The organism is Bacillus sp. ISL-55 (genome assembly GCF_018613155.1).
GTDB lineage: Bacteria > Bacillota > Bacilli > Bacillales > Cytobacillaceae > Mesobacillus.
The window spans coordinates 74,316-92,943 of sequence record NZ_JAGGQU010000012.1; the positions used below are offsets into that span (position 1 = coordinate 74,316).

18 protein-coding genes and 1 pseudogene are annotated in these 18,628 nt (G+C 44.2%); 7 read left to right on the top strand and 12 right to left on the bottom strand.

Annotated features, from left to right (window positions below):
* Positions 1 to 13 precede the first annotated feature (13 nt).
* On the top strand, positions 14 to 886 hold the full coding sequence (locus tag J7E32_RS07165) for a MerR family transcriptional regulator (protein ID WP_214905683.1): 873 nt from the start codon (positions 14 to 16) through the stop codon (positions 884 to 886).
* Between the two features lie 92 nt (positions 887 to 978).
* Complete coding sequence (locus J7E32_RS07170) at positions 979 to 3,102, top strand: MMPL family transporter (RefSeq protein ID WP_214905686.1); 2,124 nt, start codon at positions 979 to 981, stop codon at positions 3,100 to 3,102.
* A gap of 211 nt (positions 3,103 to 3,313) precedes the next feature.
* Here J7E32_RS07170 and J7E32_RS07175 read toward each other — a convergent pair whose 3' ends face one another.
* A complete protein-coding gene (locus J7E32_RS07175) occupies positions 3,314 to 4,774 on the bottom strand; it encodes a protein adenylyltransferase SelO (RefSeq protein ID WP_214905689.1) in 1,461 nt (486 codons plus the stop codon).
* Between the two features lie 191 nt (positions 4,775 to 4,965).
* On the opposite strand from J7E32_RS07175, the gene J7E32_RS07180 reads away from it, so the two are divergent.
* The gene (locus J7E32_RS07180) at positions 4,966 to 5,859 is read left to right on the top strand and encodes a 3-hydroxyacyl-CoA dehydrogenase (RefSeq protein ID WP_214905692.1); all 894 of its coding nucleotides are present in this window, start codon (positions 4,966 to 4,968) and stop codon (positions 5,857 to 5,859) included.
* 490 nt (positions 5,860 to 6,349) lie between these two features.
* Here J7E32_RS07180 and wrbA read toward each other — a convergent pair whose 3' ends face one another.
* The 3 genes from wrbA to J7E32_RS07195 all read right to left on the bottom strand — a co-directional run bounded on the left by wrbA (position 6,350) and on the right by J7E32_RS07195 (position 8,448).
* A complete protein-coding gene (gene wrbA, locus J7E32_RS07185) occupies positions 6,350 to 6,955 on the bottom strand; it encodes an NAD(P)H:quinone oxidoreductase (protein WP_214905695.1) in 606 nt (201 codons plus the stop codon).
* A 56-nt stretch (positions 6,956 to 7,011) separates the two neighbouring features.
* Positions 7,012 to 7,995 (bottom strand): ring-cleaving dioxygenase, encoded by a 984-nt coding sequence (locus J7E32_RS07190; RefSeq protein ID WP_214905698.1) that lies wholly within the window; start codon positions 7,993 to 7,995, stop codon positions 7,012 to 7,014.
* Positions 7,996 to 8,166: 171 nt separating this feature from the next.
* Complete coding sequence (locus J7E32_RS07195; protein WP_214905702.1) at positions 8,167 to 8,448, bottom strand: GNAT family N-acetyltransferase; 282 nt, start codon at positions 8,446 to 8,448, stop codon at positions 8,167 to 8,169.
* Positions 8,449 to 8,616: 168 nt separating this feature from the next.
* Between J7E32_RS07195 and J7E32_RS07200 the strand changes: the two genes are divergently transcribed.
* Positions 8,617 to 9,201 carry a hypothetical protein gene (locus tag J7E32_RS07200; RefSeq protein ID WP_214905705.1) on the top strand — a complete coding sequence of 195 codons (585 nt, stop codon included), beginning with the start codon at positions 8,617 to 8,619 and terminating at the stop codon, positions 9,199 to 9,201.
* Positions 9,202 to 9,371: 170 nt separating this feature from the next.
* On the opposite strand, the gene J7E32_RS07205 is transcribed toward J7E32_RS07200, so the two are convergent.
* Positions 9,372 to 9,902: a CBO0543 family protein gene (locus tag J7E32_RS07205; RefSeq protein ID WP_214905708.1), complete on the bottom strand. Its 531-nt coding sequence runs from the start codon at positions 9,900 to 9,902 to the stop codon at positions 9,372 to 9,374.
* A gap of 146 nt (positions 9,903 to 10,048) precedes the next feature.
* Positions 10,049 to 11,020, bottom strand: a complete 972-nt coding sequence (locus tag J7E32_RS07210; RefSeq protein ID WP_214905711.1) for a PstS family phosphate ABC transporter substrate-binding protein — start codon at positions 11,018 to 11,020, stop codon at positions 10,049 to 10,051.
* A gap of 285 nt (positions 11,021 to 11,305) precedes the next feature.
* Here J7E32_RS07210 and J7E32_RS07215 point away from each other — a divergent pair.
* A pseudogene (locus tag J7E32_RS07215) lies at positions 11,306 to 11,737 on the top strand (AhpC/TSA family protein); the annotation flags it as partial.
* Between the two features lie 834 nt (positions 11,738 to 12,571).
* On the opposite strand, the gene J7E32_RS07220 reads toward J7E32_RS07215, so the two are convergent.
* The 4 genes from J7E32_RS07220 to abc-f all read right to left on the bottom strand — a co-directional run bounded on the left by J7E32_RS07220 (position 12,572) and on the right by abc-f (position 15,689).
* Positions 12,572 to 12,826 carry a hypothetical protein gene (locus tag J7E32_RS07220; protein ID WP_214905719.1) on the bottom strand — a complete coding sequence of 85 codons (255 nt, stop codon included), beginning with the start codon at positions 12,824 to 12,826 and terminating at the stop codon, positions 12,572 to 12,574.
* Positions 12,827 to 12,990: 164 nt separating this feature from the next.
* Positions 12,991 to 13,137, bottom strand: coding sequence for a hypothetical protein (locus J7E32_RS07225; protein ID WP_214905722.1), 147 nt, complete (start codon positions 13,135 to 13,137; stop codon positions 12,991 to 12,993).
* 11 nt (positions 13,138 to 13,148) lie between these two features.
* A complete protein-coding gene (locus J7E32_RS07230; protein WP_214905724.1) occupies positions 13,149 to 13,604 on the bottom strand; it encodes a DUF2269 family protein in 456 nt (151 codons plus the stop codon).
* Positions 13,605 to 13,760: 156 nt separating this feature from the next.
* Entirely contained in the window at positions 13,761 to 15,689 is a 1,929-nt protein-coding gene (gene abc-f / locus J7E32_RS07235; RefSeq protein ID WP_286182846.1) for a ribosomal protection-like ABC-F family protein, read from the bottom strand.
* Between the two features lie 446 nt (positions 15,690 to 16,135).
* Here abc-f and J7E32_RS07240 point away from each other — a divergent pair, with 446 nt between their 5' ends.
* A complete protein-coding gene (locus J7E32_RS07240) occupies positions 16,136 to 17,056 on the top strand; it encodes a DMT family transporter (RefSeq protein WP_214905727.1) in 921 nt (306 codons plus the stop codon).
* 17 nt (positions 17,057 to 17,073) lie between these two features.
* Positions 17,074 to 17,652, top strand: a complete 579-nt coding sequence (locus tag J7E32_RS07245; protein ID WP_214905730.1) for a cysteine dioxygenase — start codon at positions 17,074 to 17,076, stop codon at positions 17,650 to 17,652.
* 18 nt (positions 17,653 to 17,670) lie between these two features.
* On the opposite strand, the gene J7E32_RS07250 is transcribed toward J7E32_RS07245, so the two are convergent.
* Both J7E32_RS07250 and J7E32_RS07255 read right to left on the bottom strand, forming a co-directional pair.
* Positions 17,671 to 18,162 carry a YehS family protein gene (locus tag J7E32_RS07250; protein ID WP_214905733.1) on the bottom strand — a complete coding sequence of 164 codons (492 nt, stop codon included), beginning with the start codon at positions 18,160 to 18,162 and terminating at the stop codon, positions 17,671 to 17,673.
* A 144-nt stretch (positions 18,163 to 18,306) separates the two neighbouring features.
* The gene (locus J7E32_RS07255) at positions 18,307 to 18,543 is read right to left on the bottom strand and encodes a hypothetical protein (protein ID WP_214905736.1); all 237 of its coding nucleotides are present in this window, start codon (positions 18,541 to 18,543) and stop codon (positions 18,307 to 18,309) included.
* Positions 18,544 to 18,628: the final 85 nt, after the last annotated feature.

Below are 18,628 nucleotides of genomic sequence, written 5' to 3' on the forward strand. Positions count from 1 at the left end.
GGAGGTGAAAATATTGTATAGCATCAAGCAGGTATCAGAACGATTGGATATACCCGCCGTCACGATCAGGGCCTGGGAAAACCGCTATAATGTTGTATCTCCTACCAGGACTGAGGGCGGTCACCGTTTATATAGCGAAAAGGATTTCGAAACACTTAAGTGGATTAAGACTCAAGTAAACGAAAAGAACATGAAAATCAGTGATGCGGTCAGGCTGCTGCAGGAATCCCCTCCAGCTTCCGCCACGCCTCCATCACAAAATGACAAGTACGGTGAGCTAAAAGAAAAGCTTTACGAAGCGCTGGTCAACCTTGATACTCAAGAAGCCAATCAGATTGCCGATCTTGCTTTTTCCTTGTATGACTATGAAGAGGTCTTCCATCTCATATTAGTTCAGGTTTTGTATAAGGTGGGTGACGAATGGGAGAATGGCACCATCTCGGTTGCCCAGGAGCATTTTGCTTCCCAGTTCATTATCAACCGCTGCACCCAATTCCTAAGGATTCTTTCTGTCAATCCTGCACTACAGAAAGTGCTGGCGTTCTGTCCAGAAGGAGAGCAGCATCAAATTGGGTTGATGGTTTTCAGCTTATTTTTAAAAAAGAAGGGCCATGATGTCATCTACTTAGGTCCGAATACACCGCTTGAAGGTTTATCGGATTTGATAAAAATGAAAAACATTGGCGTTGTCGCGATCTCAATGACGAATCCAAAACCCGTTAAAAAGGTGGAGGAATGGATTCAATCATGCCTCAAAATGAATCCATCCCTAAAGTTCATTGTCGGGGGCAGCTGTGTAACAGATTGTCCAAAACTGGAGTCAAAGTCTGTCAGCTACTCCCTGGGCTCGGATTGGGACTTATGGTATGACTCGTTTATGCGCTGATATTTTATTAACAGAAACTCTATAATTACCTTGATTTTTCAGAGAAATGGAATGGTAAGATTAGAATGGAATCTTATCAGGGAGGTTTACAAGTGAAAAAGCTGTTATATCCAATTACCGATTGGGTTTCAACGAAGCGTGGAATGTGGATCACAATCATCGCCTGGCTTGTCCTTATGGTTGGCTTAAGTGCAGGACCAATGCTAAGTGAATATAAAACAACCAACTTCCAATCGCTTCCTGATGAAGCACAATCAATGATTGCAGAGAAAAAGACTGAAAAACTCTTTCCAAATGAACAAGGAACACCAGGTATCCTGGTATTCCACAATAAAAATGGCGACATCAATCTGGAGGAAGTGAAACAAATCCTCAGCGGAATTATCGCAGAGGATATCGATGGCATTGAAACCATCGTTGATATCAGTGCACTCCCTCCTCAAGCTTTGGGAGGCTTTACATCGGAGGATAGCTCGACGATGATCGTCCCGATGGAACTGGAAAAAGGGCTCGGGAACAGCCAGTATTCCGAAATTAATGACAAGGCCTTGGAGACTGGCAATAAAATCGCCGAAGACCTTGAAAGCACAGAATTTTATATCACAGGCCCTGCCGGTATTGCCGGCGATACGGTCAAGCTTTTTGAACAAGCTGACTTTGTCCTGTTGATCGCAACCGTTTTAATCATTTTAATCTTGCTTATTGTCATTTATCGTTCACCGCTTTTAGCAATCATTCCGCTTCTCGCGACCGTTATCGTTTATCAGGTTGTGAATCAGAGTGTGGCACTGATGGGTGCAGGCGGCCTGGAGGTCAGCAGCCAGACTTCATCGATCATGAGCATCCTGCTTTTTGCAGCGGTCATTGACTATTCATTGTTCGTCTTCTCACGTTACCGCGAGGAATTGAACAAATATGAGAGCAAGTACGAAGCAATGAAATACGCCATGCGCGCTACCGCTGAGCCTGTGTTCTTCGCAGGAGGCACCGTGTTGGCTGCGATGCTAATCCTATTCTTTGCCGAGTTCCGCGATTACCTGAACTTCGCTCCTGTTTTCGGGACGGCCATGTTCTTCATCATGATCGCGTCGGTCACATTATTGCCGGCACTATTTACATTATTCGGACGTAAAGCATTCTGGCCGAAAGTTCCAAAGTATGGCCAGGAAACTGAAGTGAAGCACGGAATCTGGGGACCAGTCGCCAGATTCGTCGTTACCAAGCCTGGAATCTCAGGCGGACTTGTTGCAGTCTTTTTAGTAATCACAGCATTCAATGTCTTCAATCTCGACTTCGAATTCGATACGGTAAAAAAATTCCCTGAGGACCTGCCTTCACGAGTTGGCTATGAAATCGTCGAGGAAAGATTTGACAAAGGGGAACTGGCACCAACTACACTAGTACTTGAAAGCGACAAGGCTTTTACCCAGGAAGACACAAATGCAATTATTGAAAAATGGCAAAGCTATGATGAGATTGCATCCGTCCGGGTATCCGCTCAAACCGAGGATGCAAAAGCCTTGAAGTTGAACGTTGCTTTATCAATGAATCCATACTCGACAGAAGCAATTGATTTCATCGGAGAATTACGGGGCGAAACTCCTGAGCTATTGGACGACCTTTCGATTGATTCTGAAGCTTATTATAGCGGAGTCACGGCTAAGCTTTTGGACGAACGGGAAATCAATAACCGCGATATCTTCAAAATCGTCCTTCTGGAAACGGTCTTGATTCTGGTTCTCTTGTACGCTCTCACGCGTTCAATCAAGATGTCCATCTACATGATGGGAACCATCCTGTTATCATACTTATCTGCATTGGGGCTTGGAATCTTCCTCGTCGACGTGTTATTCGGCTACGAAGCATTAAGCTCGCGCGTTCCAGTCTACGCCTTCATCTTCCTGGTGGCATTGGGAATTGATTACAACATCATCCTCGCCTCCCGGTTCATTGAAGAGCGTAAGGCACACAAAGTCAAAGATGCCCTTGAAATCGCCATCCGCAATACCGGCGGCGTCATTTCATCAGCAGGAGTCATCCTGGCCGCAACATTCGCAGCGCTGACAACCATGCCAATCGCCGACCTGTTCATCTTCGGCTTCATCGTCGCAGTTGGAATCCTGATCGACACGTTCCTCGTGCGCGGCATGCTATTGCCAGCATTGATTCTTTTCTTTGAAAAAGATGAGAAGACAGCAGAATTGCAACAGAATTAGAAAAAGGCAATCCCAGAAGCAGCAGCTATGGGATTGCCTTTTTTTTTATATTTATCACGATTGGTTTTCTGTCCGTCATAGCCTTGATGACGGACATTTTTTCATGTTTTCTCGAGGTTTCTGTCCATCATAGCCTCGATGACGGACACTTTTTCATGTTTTCACTCAATTTCTGTCCGACTCTTAGGTTAAAGCACCAAAGCAAATCACATCAAGTACCGCAAAATGTCCGGTAAGGTCTTGCCGCTGGCGGAGCAGGCTTGCAGTATTCGGCCTGTTCAGCTGAATGCTCGTATGGATTGGCAAGGACTTCGAGCAATTTCACCATAACGCTCAAGTCACCATTAACAGCTGCCTCAAGTGCTTCCTCCACCCTATGGTTGCGTGGAATGACGCCCGGGTTATTGTCACGCATCAGCTCATGGACATCATCCTTCGATTGTTCCTGCCGTCCGAGCCTTTCCTTCCGTCTTTCCTGCCACTTCGTGAACTCCTCAGCCTGGAACAACTCGACTCCTTCCAGCTGGTCAAAGGTCAAGGCCTTAAACGTATTTGTAAAATCAGCTTTATATTTTTGCATCAGATTAAGCAAATCAGAAATAAGCGCTTTGTCTTCTTTTTCCTCATTGAAAATACCCAGTTTCAATCTCATTCCTGTTAAAAATTCCGCTTCAAATACTTCCGGGAATTCAGAGAGGGCCTCCTCCGCCAGCTTTACCGCCTCGTCTTCATCTTCATGCAGCAAAGGCAACAAAGCTTCAGCAAAACGAGAGAGATTCCAGCCGCCGATATACGGCTGATTTCCGTAGGCATAGCGTCCATCCCGGTCAATTGAACTGAAGACCGTTGCCGGGTCGTAAGTATCCATGAAAGCACATGGTCCATAGTCAATACTCTCGCCGCTGATTGTCATGTTATCAGTGTTCATGACACCGTGGATAAAACCAACATGCTGCCATTTCGCAATCAATGCCGCCTGGCGCTTGATCACTTTTTTCAAAAAGGAAAGATAGCGGTTTTCCTGCTCACTAATTTCTGGATAATGCCGTTCGATCGCATAGTCAGCCAATACCCGCAGGTCCTCTGTCTTACCCCAGTTGGCTGCGAATTGGAATGTTCCCACCCTTAGATGACTTGCGGCAACACGTGTAAGGATCGCTCCAGTCTGCATCGTCTCGCGGATAATTTGCTCCCCAGTTGTCGTTACTGCCAGGCTTCTGGTCGTCGGGATTCCCAATCCCACCATCGCCTCACTGGTGATAAACTCCCGCAGCATTGGCCCAAGTCCTGCACGCCCGTCTCCTCCACGAGAATATGGCGTCCGCCCTGAACCCTTTAACTGGATGTCGAATCTCTCACCATCCGGAGTCATCTGCTCGCCAAGCAGGACCGCCCTGCCGTCTCCAAGCATGGTGAAATGCCCGAATTGATGTCCGGCATAGGCTTGTGCAAGCGGAGTTCCGCCTTCTGGGACCTCGTTTCCGCCAAATATTGCAGCTCCCTCTTCCGTATGCAGCGATTCGGGATCCAGTCCGAGTTCTTCCGCAAGCGACTCATTGAAGATGACCACTTCTGGAGATTTTACCGGAGTAGGTTTCTGCAGGCTATAAAATATTTTAGGCAGGCGTGAATAGCTATTATCGATATTCCAGCCGGATTGATTGTTCGTCATTTGGATTGCCTCCTTTACCTTCACTATATATTCGTGCGCTTTTTATATCCATTAAAGTATTCTTCTTGTTACTTAATATACCCTCCCGAATGTTTGGTAAAGCTGCCATTTGTTTCGTCTGCAGATTAGAAAAAATACTTTTTAAGAATAATAAAAGAGGGTAAATACACATTGTAGAAAGGAGAATTGCCATGAATTATAAAAACATTACTGTCGCAGGGAGCGGCGTTTTAGGAAGCCAGATTGCTTTTCAAACTGCATACCATGGATTCAACGTTTCAGTTTATGATATTAACGACGAGGCGATCGAGCGTGCCAAGGAACGGATCTCGAAGTTGAAGCCGCGTTACCAGGAGGACCTCGGAGCATCCGAGCAGGAGCTTGATGCAGCTTATAACCGCCTTTCTTTTTACAGTGATCTCTCACAGGCGGCTGCAGATGCGGATCTCGTCATTGAAGCAGTGCCTGAGGTAGTCGACATCAAGATTGATTTTTACAATAAACTCGGACAAGTCGCACCTGAAAGAACTGTGTTCGCTACGAACACTTCTACGTTGCTGCCAAGCCAGTTTGCCGATGCGACAGGGCGCCCTGAAAAATTCCTCGCACTTCATTTCGCGAATGAAATCTGGAAAAATAACACCGCTGAAGTTATGATGCATCCCGGAACTGACAAGGCAGTGTTTGACGATCTGTTGGAATTCGCCAAAGCTATCGGCATGGTTGCCTTGCCATTATACAAGGAGCAGCCTGGTTATATTCTGAACTCGTTATTGGTACCGTTTTTAGAAGCAGGCCAGATGCTGCTCATGAAGGAAGTGGCCGACCCGGAAACCATCGATAAGACATGGATGATCGCAACCGGAGCACCAAAAGGGCCATTCGCGATTTTAGACATCGTCGGAATCACCACAGCATACAATATCGCCAATGCCAAGGGCGAAGCTGGAGTTCCACAATTCAAAGAACTCGCGAATCTATTAAAAACCGAGTACATCGACAAAGGCAAACTCGGCGCAGCAACAGGCGAAGGATTTTATAAATACCCGAACCCAAGCTATGAACAGCCAGGATTTTTAAAATAATTATTAGAAGCTCAATCCTTGTGTGGATTGGGCTTTTTTGTTTTTACGCCGGTTTGAAAGCTATCGGACACTTCCTTGTGATTCCGCCTCCCGCTTGACCGATAGACCTCTTCTATCGGACATTTCTCCGGGTTCTCTTCTTCAAAATGTCCATTAAACAGCTTTTATTAGACATTTCCACACACCTTCCACGCTCAAAATGTCTATTAAACAACTCTTATTAGACATTTCATTACTCCTCCGCATTCAAAATGTCTATTAAACAGCTTTTATTAGACATTTCCACTCTCCTCCGCACTCAAAATGTCCATTAAACAACTCTTATTAGACATTTCATTACTCCTCCGCACTCAAAATGTCCATTAAACACGTTTTAATAGACATTTCCCCCCTCCTCTACAACGAAAATGTCCCTTAAAAACCTCTTCCGCCCAAAGTTCAAAAAAAACAGCCTAACTCCTCTAAAGGAATTAGGCTATCTAATCAAATATTATTGATTGCCGTTCTTAACCCAACCTGATACGGTCACTGTGCGCTTCGCCTGGTATTTTACCGCTGCTTCAACGTCTTCGACCATATTGCCGTCCTGGTCGACTGTTACGCTTGTGCCATATGGGTTGCCACCAGCACCGAATGTTACGGGATCGCTGTAGCCTGGCGCTGCCACGATTGCACCCCAGTGGTACATCGTTGTGTATAGTGACAGAATAGTCGCTTCCTGCCCGCCATGCGAGTTTTGCGCGGAGGACATGGCGCTCACGACTTTGTTCACCAGCTTGCCTCGTGCCCAAAGGCCGCCCGTTGTATCAAGGAACTGCTTCATTTGGGATGGCATGTTTCCAAATCGCGTTGGAACGCTGAAGATAATCGCGTCTGCCCATTCAAGATCGCCTGGAGTCACTTCGGGAATATCCTTTGTTGCTTCGACAGTCGCCTTCCATGCCTCATTGCCTTCAATCGCTGATTCAGGGGCTAATTCCTTCACTTTAAAAACCTTCACTTCTGCTCCAGCTTCTTTCGCGCCTTCTGCAGCCCACTTCGAAAGCTGCACATTCGTTCCGCCCATGCTGTAAAAAATCACTGCTAATTTGACCATTATATCTGCCTCCTTTAGTAGTAGTTTTCCACAATCTCCCGGCCTGCAAACTATTCTTACAGATACTCTTTTTCAATCTCACGCGTGCTGCGGACTGTATCAATCGGCCGCACAAAGTCCTCGATTTGTTCTCGCTTCGATTCAAGGAACGGCGGCAGTGACAATTTTTCACCAAGGGTCTCGTAAGGTTCGTCACCCATGAAACCTGGTCCGTCTGTTGCCCATTCGAACAAAATTCCTGGTGCCACACGCGCATACAAGGATTCAAAGAAGAATCGATCGACATAACCGGATGTTCCGAATCCCGCCGACTTCATATGCTCGATCCACTCATAAAGAACAGAAGTGTCAGCAACACGGAACGCGGTATGGTGTACGGTGCCGAATCCCTGGCGTCCCGCCGGTAGCACTTTATTGTCCTCAACTATTACCTGTGCACCATTCCCGCCTTCGCCCATTTCAAAAAGATGCAGGGAACCTTCCTTCCCAACTTCACGCATATGCATAACTTTTTCCAATACCTCTTTAAAATAATCAAAGCGTGAGATACGGATATGGATGGGTCCAAGGCCTGTAATCGCGTACTCCAACGGTACCGGACCGTTTTGCCAAGGAGTACCTGATGCAACACCTTCATTATGTTCATCTGAAACCAGCATATATTGCTGATCATCAAAATCGACGAATGAAAGGGTCTTTTTACCGAACAATTCCTTTATGCCCGTATGCTTGACGTCGTATTTATCGAATCGCTTCACCCAATAGTCCAGCGCTGCATCTGTCGGAACACGGAACCCTGTTTTATATATTTCGTCTGTTCCATGAGAACCCTTCGGAATCCCCGGAAAATCAAAGAATGTCATATCCGTTCCCGCTGACCCTTTATCATCCGCGAAAAATAAGTGATAAGTACGGATATCATCCTGGTTGACGGTCTTTTTAACTAGACGCATTCCCAGCACATATGTGAAAAACTCATAATTCTTCTCCGCACTGCTTGTAATGGCGGTAACATGGTGAATTCCTTTTAATTCGTTCAAGTTGTCTCCCCCTTTATCTCGAAACCGAGATATTGATACAAATAATATCTATTATTACTTTATCCTTATTGCTTTCAAAAAAACATAATATCTCGAATTCGAGATAATTTTATCATGTTGTTTTTTCGAAGTCAACCTGAATAAAGCCTTTGAGATTCTCAAAGGCTTCCGCTATTGCTTTAAAACTTCTTTATATTCATCTTTCCTCTCGAATTCCTTTTGTGCAAAGGAACAAACCGGCTCCACTTTCAATCCTTCATTTTTTGCCTTCTCAACAACCTGGCGCACCAATTCATCCGCCACTCCCTGACCGCGATTCGCAGGATCAACACCCGTATGGTTAATGACAAGAACCTCATCTCCATCACGAGTAAAAGTTACTTCGCCTACCTCGAGCCCATCTGAATCCTTGGCAACAAAACGTCCATTCTCTTCTGTATATTTAAACGACATAAGAACACCTCCTGGTTATATCGATCATTATCTTTCTCTTTTTCCCGCATAATGGTGAACTTACCCTTTTTTGTATTATATTTTTCCATAAGACTTCTACATAGTGCATACGAAATTATTGAAGAAGACAATCTATAGATATGTATGCAAAACCTGCTTTTAAAAGGAATGATTAATTTGGAAAATGAGCTTCTATCGCGTTTTGATAAGATTGTTGAGATGGGAAAGGAAGGGCAAAAGGCTTTAAATGAGTATTGGTGGGACTACGCTCTATATAACTCTTTTGAGTACTGGCTGATGGTATTATTCCTTGTGGCCCCCCTCGTCTTTCTGTTTATTAAAATCAATAAAAATAAGCTATTCCAGATTCTCTTTTACGGCTACAGTATCCATGTATCCTTTGGATACGAAGATTTGTTCGGGAGGAATATGGGTTACTGGAATTATCCTATTCCTGTCATTCCTGTTTTACCGGGGATTTCGCTCGATTCCAGCCTGATCCCAATCATTTTCATTTTCGTATATCAATCATCGATGACCAGCAATAAAAAATATTATCTGTATGCAACTATTACATCGGTAATCCTGTCATTTGTTTTTAAACCTATGCTGGTCGGATTAGGATTATTTAGAATGTATGGATCGATTAACTATTTTCACTTATTTATCAGCTATGTATCTGTATTTATTTTTGCGAAAGTAATGACTGACCTCTTTCTTTGGATTAAGAAAAGGCATAACTCAGAAAAATAATTCCTTTCCATACCCAGACATTTTTTTAGCTAGAAGAAAACCTTCTATTAGAAAAAAATAATTCCTCTCCATACCTAAACAAATTTTTTAAGCTGGAAGAAGACCTTCTATCGGAAAAAAATAATGTCTCTCCATGCCCAAACAATTTTTTTAAGCCGGAGGAAGACCTTCTATCGGAAAACACTCGAGGGCACATCAAAAGTATTCCATAAGAAAACAATAAATACGGCCGAAAGAATCCAAGCGAATACCGGCCTATGAAAATGGATTTTTAATATGAAGAACATTACCGCATTAAAAAGGATGGACCACCCGAAATTCCAGCCATTGTAATATTTTATTAAGTGGAACTGCAAGTCGATCAATTCATTTATGGTGTAAATTAGCATCCACCCTAAATAATAAATGAACCTCATGATGCCACCTTGCTGTGGGAAATGAGACAAATAGGCAAGACATGTCGCAGGGTATTTTAATACCATGATGGAAAACGTAATGTGCGAATTGGTGATTCCCATTTCCCTGTCACCAGGCGACGGTACATACTTCCACATTGGATAATAATCGGACATTAAATAGAGGTAAATAAAATCACCAAGCATAAAGAAAAGGATTGTCGGATAGTACCTTCTCCAGTTCCTCCAATCCCCCAATATTATTAAGATTCCCAGCCAAAAAATCGCATAAATCGCATTCGTCATAGTCTGCCTCACTGAAAGTTTTTTACAAATAAAGGAAACTTCTTCCGTAGTATACCCATTCCTCTAGTAATTATTTCTTAATCGCTACGATCTTCTGAGGAATACAAAAAAGAAGTATGAGAACATGCCTCATACTTCCTTTTGGTTTACTTCAATTTTTCCAGTTCTTCGATTGTCGCAAGAATGTCTTCGTCTGTTAGTGGTGCGAAGCCTGTTTCAGCTGCAACATCCTGGGCGTTTTCCATTGTGTAGATTGCGTAATCAAGTACTTGTGCTTTCTCTTTTGCGTTATTGGCATTCAAGTATGTGAAAACCGGTCTTGTGAATGGTCCGTACTTTCCGTCTTCCTTGATTGTTTCCAGTGAAGGCTCAACAGGTCCGTTACCGAAATCCACACTTACTGCATCCAATTTATCTTTGTTGTTCGCATAATAACCGTAGCCGAAGAATCCGATTCCGTTCTTATCCTTGGAAACAAGATCAACCAGCGTAGAGTAATCCTGCTGCAGATTGATGCCTTCAACCAGGTCTTTTTCTTCTAAAATATTTTCAAACATGAATTCGTATGTTCCATGGTTTTCATTCGGTCCATATGTGTTGATCTCTTCATCCGGGAAGTCAGGGCGTACATCAGACCATTTCTTCTTGCCGCCTTCAGCCAGGAAGATATCGATGACTTCTTCTTTCGTCAGTTCCTTCGCCCATTCATTGTCTTTATTGATGACAATCGTCAAGCCATCCAAAGCGACCTTCATTTCTTTTACATCGATGCCAAGCTCTTCAGCTTTTGCCTTTTCTTCGTCTTTGATCTGGCGAGATGCATCGTTATAGTCCGTTCCATTTTCAACGAGGAATTTCTTGAAACCAGCCGAAGTTCCTGAGCGGCTTACTTCCACAGAAACATCTTCCTGCTTGCCCATATAGTTCTCAGCCATTTTTGCCATGAACGGGTAAACAGTGCCGGAGCCATCGATCACAACGCTGCCTTCAAGTTGAGTTTCAGTTTCATTAGAACCATTGGTTGCTTCTGCGTTACTTTCACCATCTGAACAAGCCGTTCCGAAAGCCATTACACCAGCAAGCATAGTAAACATCGCTAACTTTTTAAAACTCTTCATTCCTTAATTCCCCCTAATATTATGTCCCTTGCTACAAGAACAAGATTACTAGACAGTTATTAACCTCGTTTTAAGGACTTGTAAATTAATTGAAAAGGTTTGTTAAGGAATGTTAATTCTTTCCTTGGAGGGTAAAGTTATATATAGTGAGGAAAAGGAGGTTTCGAGATGGAATATGTATTAGAAACTACTGATCCTGAAAAATCACTAACCTTGGAAACGGCTATTCAGGGGAATCCGACGATGGTCGTATTTGTGCGCCATCTTGGCTGACCAGTCTGCCGGGCATATCTTACGCAGTTGCGTGAGCGAATAACTGAAGTCGAAGCTGCAGGTTACCAGGTTGTTGCGGTTGCCCCGTCAAAGGGTTCTTTTATCAAGCAATTCATTGACCAGTTTGGGCCTTTTCCTTTTCCGATTTTAGGAGATCCTTCGCGAAAAGCGTATCGCGGCATGGGACATAAAACGATGCCGAAGTGGAAGCTGCTGACGAAAGCCGGTTTCGGTTTCATTACCGGTCAAGTCAAAGATTTTATTCCTAAAAATGAGAAGCAAAAGGAATTCGTCTTGAAATCGATGAAGTCACAGGACGTCTACATCCAGGGAGGAACCTGGCTCTATTCTGCCGACGGCAAACTCTTATGGAAGCATATCGATGAATCACCCGAGGATCACGCAAAAATTGATGAAGTCTTGCAGCAAATGAAAAAACGCTGATCAGCTTAACTCGCGATCAGCGTTTCTTCTTTTCATCTTTATCGGAAACTTGCTCAAATAACTGTGAAATATAACCTTTTAATTCAAATCCCTCATCATTCATGAATTCCTTAATTTGTTTCATCCTAATCTACCTCCGTTGTTAATATGTTGTTGGTTATAGTATTCCCACTCTAGCAAACTTTTATTCACCCAATTTTTAGAAGTATTGGTAGTCTATTAGTTTAGACGGAGGACAGATTGGAAAAGTTGCATAATTCAGTAAAAGTTCCATCGTTTTCTTGACAGCTTTTGGCCTCGCACCATCAAACCTGTCACGATTCCTTCGTTTTCTTGACAGCTTTTGGCCTCAGGACCACGAACCTGTCACGATTCCTTCGTTTTCTTGACAGCTTTTGGCCTCAGGACCTCTAACCTGTCAAGATTCCTTCGTTTTCTTGACAGCTTTTGCCCTCGCACCATCAAACCTGTCACAATTCCTTCGTTTTCTTGACAGCTTTTGGCCTCAGGACCTCGAACCTGTCATAATTCCTTCGTTTTCTTGACAGCTTTTGGCCTTGCACCATCAAACCTGTCACGATTCCTTCGTTTTCTTGACAGCTTTTGCCCTCGCACCATCAAACCTGTCATGATTCCTTCGTTTTCTTGACAGCTTTTGGCCTCAGGACCTCTAACCTGTCACAATTCCTTCGTTTTCTTGACAGCTTTTGGCCTCAGGACCTCGAACCTGTCACGATTCCTTCGTTTTCTTGACAGCTTTTGCCCTCGCACCATCAAACCTGTCATGATTCCTTCGTTTTCTTGACAGCTTTTGGCCTCAGGACCTCGAACCTGTCACGATTCCTTCATTTTCTTGACAGCTTTTGGCCTCAGGACCTCGAACCTGTCACGATTCCTTCGTTTTCTTGACAGCTTTTGCCCTCGCACCATCAAACCTGTCACGATTCCTTCGTTTTCTTGACAGCTTTTCCCCATACGCCACCAAACCTGTCCGAACTTGACCCTACTTCTGACAGCTTTTCCCCTGGCGCCACCAAACCTGTCCGAACTTGATCCCACTTCTGACAGCTTTTCTCCCCACACCATCAAACCTGTCCGAACTTGATCCTACTTCAGACAGCTTTCCTCCCCGCACCATCAAACCTGTCCGAACTTACCCTTACTTCGGACAGCTTTCCTCCCCGCACCACCAAACCTGTCTGAATAAAAAAAAGCACCAACCCAAAAGGCTGGCACTCTCTCTTCCTATCATCCTACTTAACAAACACATAAGGATTTCCGCCGATGGACTTCCTCATTTCTTCAGTAATCACAACACTGGAGGCCTGTGGCCGTGCTGCAGCACCTGTCGTCTGTTTCTTTTCTCCGCTTCCATCATAGAACATTGGCTTCGCTTGCATTATATTTCCCCCTAGAATGGTTTTGTTGACATAAGCACGATAAGCACAACTGCTGCGACATGTGCGATACCATTTAGCTTGGCAGCTTTTTTATCCAGCTGATGATACTCGGCTGGCAGTTCGCCGTCTTCGCTGTTCATGACAAGATCGACTTGCTGTCCGATTGTTTTTGGCAGCATTCCTGCGACGACCGGCTGAATCAGCACATATATAACCAAAGAACTGATGAACCATCCCTGCGACCACAAAGCCGGGTTGACGATAGCCATCAGGATTCCGCTGGCTAACAATGTAAGCGACCCAACCTTGGCAAAAATCTCTATTTTTTTATTAATCTCAAAACATACTTTTGCGTTCGTTACTGACTTAGCACCAAACTTGGCAACCACCGGCATTCCAAAGCTCGCTCCTAAACCAACAACGGCCGCGATGACATGAACTAAAACTAATAATCCATATAAAGTCACACTCAATCCCCCTAGAACTTTTTACCTATATATTTATACCATAAATATTTCCTCTTGCGGGTAAAAATTCTTATTTTTCCACCTTGTTTATAGTGTTTTCCTGCATCACCAAACAAAAAAAGGGAAGCATGAACAAATATCCATGCTTCCCCTCACTTACTCCCCGGCACTCAGCCACATCTCCATCGCCAGCTCGAGTTCCTTATTCAGTTGCTGTTTCCTGCTATACAGCTTATCAAGCTCCTCATAATCCTGATGAATCCCCATCACTAAATCAAGCTCAGTGATTTCTTTTTCCAGGCCTTCGATCTTCCTGAAAAGCTGCGCCGTGGAAGGTTCCGGTTGCGACTGTTGCGCCACATTCTTCTTGAAAACAGTCACCGGTTCGATCACAGTTTTCTGCTCTGCCGCAGACTTCTCCCTTTTATAATCATCGTAATTCCCCTCATAGCTCTTCAGCCCACATTCCTCAACCGCAATCACCCGCTCACCGATTTTATTGATAAAATAGCGGTCATGTGAAATGAAGAAAATCGTACCTTTGAAATCGTCCAGCGCTGCCTCAAGGGTTTCAATCGAATCAATATCCAGATGGTTCGTAGGCTCATCAAGGATCAGTAAATTGATATCCTGGAACATCAGCATCGCCAGCTTGAGTCTGATCCTTTCTCCGCCTGACAGGAATTTCACCTTTTTGAAGACACTCTTTTTATAAAACATGAACTTCGCAAGATACTCGCGCGCTTTCCCTTCGACAATCGAGATGTCCTCACGGAAGCATTCAAGCACAGTCAGCTCTTCGTTCGCAAAAACGATCTTCTGAGGCAGATAGGCGGCCATCACATTCGCACCCAACTCAACCACACCAGCATCCGGCTGCTCCTCGCCTAACAGCATTTTCAGGAATGTCGTCTTCCCGCTGCCATTCGGACCAACCAGACCGACCCGCTCACCGTAATGAACCATCAGATCAGCGCCATCAAAAATCACCTTATCCTCATAACGCTTAGAAACACCAACCGCCTTGATCGTTTCATTCCCGGAGCGCACAGCATCCTTAAAACTCAAACGCATATTCCGCCGCTCAAAAATCGGCTTATCAATCCGATCCAGCTTATCAAGCTTCTTCTGGATGCTCGCCGCGCGCCTGAAAAATTTGTTATTATCGGCCCGCAACGCCCAGTCCCGCAGGCTCGTCACCTGCTTCTCCATATTATTGACCTTCTTCTGCTGCTCGCGGAACTGCTCATACTGCACCCGCATATTCTCTTCCTTTTGACTGATAAAACTAGAATAGTTCCCCCTGTAGCTAATCGTTTCCATGTCCTCGATCTCGACGATTTTGTTCACGACATTATCGAGGAAATAGCGGTCATGCGAGACAATCAGTACGATGCCCTTATAATTTTTCAAAAAGCCTTCGAGCCATTCAATCGACTCCATATCAAGATGGTTCGTCGGCTCATCGAGCAGCAAGATATCCGGCTGGTGAATCAGGATTTTCCCGAGGCCAACAGTGGTTTTCTCGCCGCCGCTCAACAAATCGAAATCCCTCTGTAAAAAGTCCTCGGCAAACTTAAGACCAGTACATACCTTGCTCAGCTTCTCCTCCTGCTCATAACCGCCCTTTGCTTCGAATACATTCACCAGATCACTATACTTATTTAACGCTTTTTCAAGAGCATCATCCTGTAAAATCTGCATCTGCGCTTCTATATCACGCATCTGTTTTTCAACCTCATGGACTTCTTCAAAGGCCAGATTCAAAACGTCGATCACTTTTAAACCGGCGGGATACGAAGGCATCTGTTCCAAATAGGCAAACGATGCTCCCCTCGGACGATGGACCAGCCCCTCATCATATCCAGGACTTGAGGTTTGCGGGTAGCCGGGATAATAATGCATGTGCTCGATCCCGGCAATCACCTTAAGGACCGTGCTTTTCCCGCTGCCATTCGCCCCGACAATCCCCACCTTATCCCCTTCAAATGCTTCCAATGTAAAACTGTTCACGACCAGTGTCGCTTCCATATATTTTTTGATGCCATGCACTTTCAGTTCTAACATATCAATTCCTTCTTTCATCCATAATGAAGCTACGCTTTTATGGACAGCACAAAGAAGAACCTATTTACCATTCATTTTTTCCAATATTAAAAGACTGCAGAAATCCCTACAGTCTTGAATCACCATTTTCAGCAAGCACAAATAAGCCTATGCCAAAAAATCACTATCACGATTCAGTAAAGTAAGTTATCTTCTAATTGCCGTAATTCCATAAAGAGCATAACGAAATAAACCTATGCAACATAGGCATTTTTACACTCTATACAAAATCCTTATTAATTAAATTAATAATTAGCAATTAGATGTTGGTTCCATAAACTTACTTTCCCTCCTCAATCATTTGCTTCATTATCTCAGGTTTCCATTATTTTGTAAATATTATTGGATAATTTTTCATGATTCTTCTTCCCCCGAGACAAGCATAAATTAGTAGAAAACTTGTCCACCAGAAAGGATTCCACGCAATGATTCCGATACGCGCTAAGCTTACAGCTTCTATCTATGCACTTTTATCAATCAGCTTTTGGGGAGTTTCCTTTGTTTCTGCAAAAGCTGTACTCGCAAAGCTCGATCCATATTCTTTATTGGTCCTCCGCTTTGGCCTGGGGGCTTTGTTTTTGTTGATGATTTTACTTCTGAATCGTTATCGTTTGCGGATTTCGATTGGATACATCCCTCATTTGGTTGTCCTCGGAATACTGGGCGTCTTTGTTCACCAAGTACTGCAGGCAACGGCTCTGACAACCATCAATGCTTCGTCCGCGGGCTGGCTGATTTCTTTTTCGCCTATTTTCACCGTCATCCTTTCAGTTCTGTTTTTGCATGAAAAGATGAATGTAAAAAAAGCACTTGGAATGGTGGTCGCCATTGCAGGGGTCTTTCTTGTCACCACCACCCGGAGCGGCCATTCCTTCGAGTTCGCTTTGAACATCGGCTTCATCCTGATGATTCTCAGCACACTGAACTGGGCGATCTATTCCATCCTGTTAAAAAGGCTCCACATCCCGTATCCTGCATTATTAGTGACATTTTACATGAGCTTGATCGGCTTCATGCTCACCCTCCCTTTTATCATCCGCAACAGAGGCTGGGAATCCGTGTCCCTGCTGAACCAGACGGAGTGGGCACATCTTTTGTTTCTTGCGATATTCGTATCTGGAATCGGCTATTGGTATTGGGGAAAAGCGCTGGAGGTGCTGGATGCTTCTAGGGTATCTGTTTTTATATACCTTGAACCCCTGGTCACCCTGTTTGCCGCCATTTTTCTTCTACATGAAAAATTTATCCTCATAAGTGCGATTGGCGGAATCATAATTATTATAGGAGTGGTTATTGTCAATGGTGGTCTTGCACGTTTAGTGGCGAGAGCTATTTTTAAAAAATGAAGAAGGTGGGAGTGCCCATGGCTATAAATTCTCAGGCTAAAAAAGTGTTAGATTCACTAATAGATCCTTCCAAAGACGAGATGAAGGAAGCGTTGGCGAAGATCAATATGTCTGTAAATGAATTGAAGCCCTTTCTCCAATCAGCTTCAGGCAAGCCTTATTATCGAAAACTTCTCTACAAAAGCGAGGATGTAGAGCTTCTGGTGATGAACTGGTCAGATTTAGAATGCGCTCCGCATGATCACGGGAATTCCCATGGCTGGATCCAGGTGGTTAACGGAACCTCTGTTAATTCAGTTTACGAGGTTAATGACAACACCCTGCCCAAAGAGCTGTTCAAGGAGTACCACCATCAGGGGAAGTTCTTTTATGCACCGAAGAAAGGCGTCCACAAGATGCAAGCAGACGGCACAAGCGGACTCGTCACTCTCCACCTCTATTCCCCTCCCATCAGCGGCATGAAAGTGTACGACCTAGAAAAATGCGCAGCCTGTGTCGTCTCCGATGACTGTGGAGCCTGGTGGCCAGATGAGCAGCGTCAGAAAATTGAGGAAATCCAGCTTTCAAAAAAAGAAGACGGTTCTCATTCTTCATGAGAACCGTCTTCTATCTTTTTATCCGCGGAATTTCAAGGCCAGGCCCTTCAGGAAATTCCTCGCGAATTTATCGCCGCATTCCCGGTAGTTCTTGTGTCCTTCTTTTCTCAAAATCGCCCCGAGTTCACCCTTAGACACGCGGACTCCCGCAAGGTCAAAAATCTCGAGCATATCCTCGCTCGTGAGCGACAGGGCGATCTTCAATTTTTTCAAAAGCTGGTTATTCACTGTCTCCCCGGTTAGTGGCGGAGCACCAGTTTCTCCCGGACGCTTCCCTCTTTTAAAAGTAACCATGCCATTCAGGAATTGCTCCATCATCGTATTGTTGACTCTTATGTAGCCCTCTGGGATAATCTCTTCACCATATTCATCTTCATCTACCCTCTGTAGCATCATGCGGACATCGTCCTTCGCCACTTCCACGCCGCCTAGATTGAATATCTCTACCATATCAGTATCTTTGATATCCAATGCGTATCGCAAACGGATCATTATATCATTGTTAAGCATTAAAAAATCCTCCTATAAAAAGCTGTACCATTAGTATTCCCGATTAACTATTGCAGTCTAACATTAAATGTTAAAAAAGCCTATAGTTTTCACCTTCGAAAGCGACTCGAAGACAGTTTTAGAGCAGGGAGCTGCAACAACTCATTAAGATTTCTGGCTTTTGCTAAAGAACCTGGTTACAGCAAATGCAATCCCCAATGACAATACAGAGATCAACAATGGGATTGAGCTTGTATTTCCGAACTCAACCTGTGAAGGCAAACCAGCCGATTCCGATGGGAATTCAGGCGTATAAAATGCGGTTAACAGCAGACCAGATACTACCTGCAACACGATATATGCCAAGATAAAACTTCCGGCAAACAACAAATATTTCTTCATCTCCATCACCCTTTCCTACCTATTAGTACGGTCGGATCTTTAATAAGTTTCAGAAAGGCTCGGTCTTCATAACGGAAGTGACCAG

What these genes read in the sequence shown, in the direction of transcription:
- J7E32_RS07200 (WP_214905705.1), top strand. Translation starts at nt 8,617, where the DNA reads ATGATTAATTTGGAAAATGAGCTTCTATCGCGTTTTGATAAGATTGTT.
- J7E32_RS07240 (WP_214905727.1), top strand. Translation starts at nt 16,136, where the DNA reads ATGATTCCGATACGCGCTAAGCTTACAGCTTCTATCTATGCACTTTTA.
- J7E32_RS07255 (WP_214905736.1), bottom strand. Translation starts at nt 18,543, where the DNA reads ATGAAGAAATATTTGTTGTTTGCCGGAAGTTTTATCTTGGCATATATC.
- J7E32_RS07245 (WP_214905730.1), top strand. Translation starts at nt 17,074, where the DNA reads ATGGCTATAAATTCTCAGGCTAAAAAAGTGTTAGATTCACTAATAGAT.
- J7E32_RS07210 (WP_214905711.1), bottom strand. Translation starts at nt 11,020, where the DNA reads ATGAAGAGTTTTAAAAAGTTAGCGATGTTTACTATGCTTGCTGGTGTA.
- J7E32_RS07250 (WP_214905733.1), bottom strand. Translation starts at nt 18,162, where the DNA reads ATGCTTAACAATGATATAATGATCCGTTTGCGATACGCATTGGATATC.
- J7E32_RS07195 (WP_214905702.1), bottom strand. Translation starts at nt 8,448, where the DNA reads ATGTCGTTTAAATATACAGAAGAGAATGGACGTTTTGTTGCCAAGGAT.
- J7E32_RS07175 (WP_214905689.1), bottom strand. Translation starts at nt 4,774, where the DNA reads ATGACGAACAATCAATCCGGCTGGAATATCGATAATAGCTATTCACGC.
- J7E32_RS07205 (WP_214905708.1), bottom strand. Translation starts at nt 9,902, where the DNA reads ATGACGAATGCGATTTATGCGATTTTTTGGCTGGGAATCTTAATAATA.
- J7E32_RS07180 (WP_214905692.1), top strand. Translation starts at nt 4,966, where the DNA reads ATGAATTATAAAAACATTACTGTCGCAGGGAGCGGCGTTTTAGGAAGC.
- wrbA (WP_214905695.1), bottom strand. Translation starts at nt 6,955, where the DNA reads ATGGTCAAATTAGCAGTGATTTTTTACAGCATGGGCGGAACGAATGTG.
- J7E32_RS07225 (WP_214905722.1), bottom strand. Translation starts at nt 13,137, where the DNA reads ATGCAAGCGAAGCCAATGTTCTATGATGGAAGCGGAGAAAAGAAACAG.
- abc-f (WP_286182846.1), bottom strand. Translation starts at nt 15,689, where the DNA reads ATGAAAGAAGGAATTGATATGTTAGAACTGAAAGTGCATGGCATCAAA.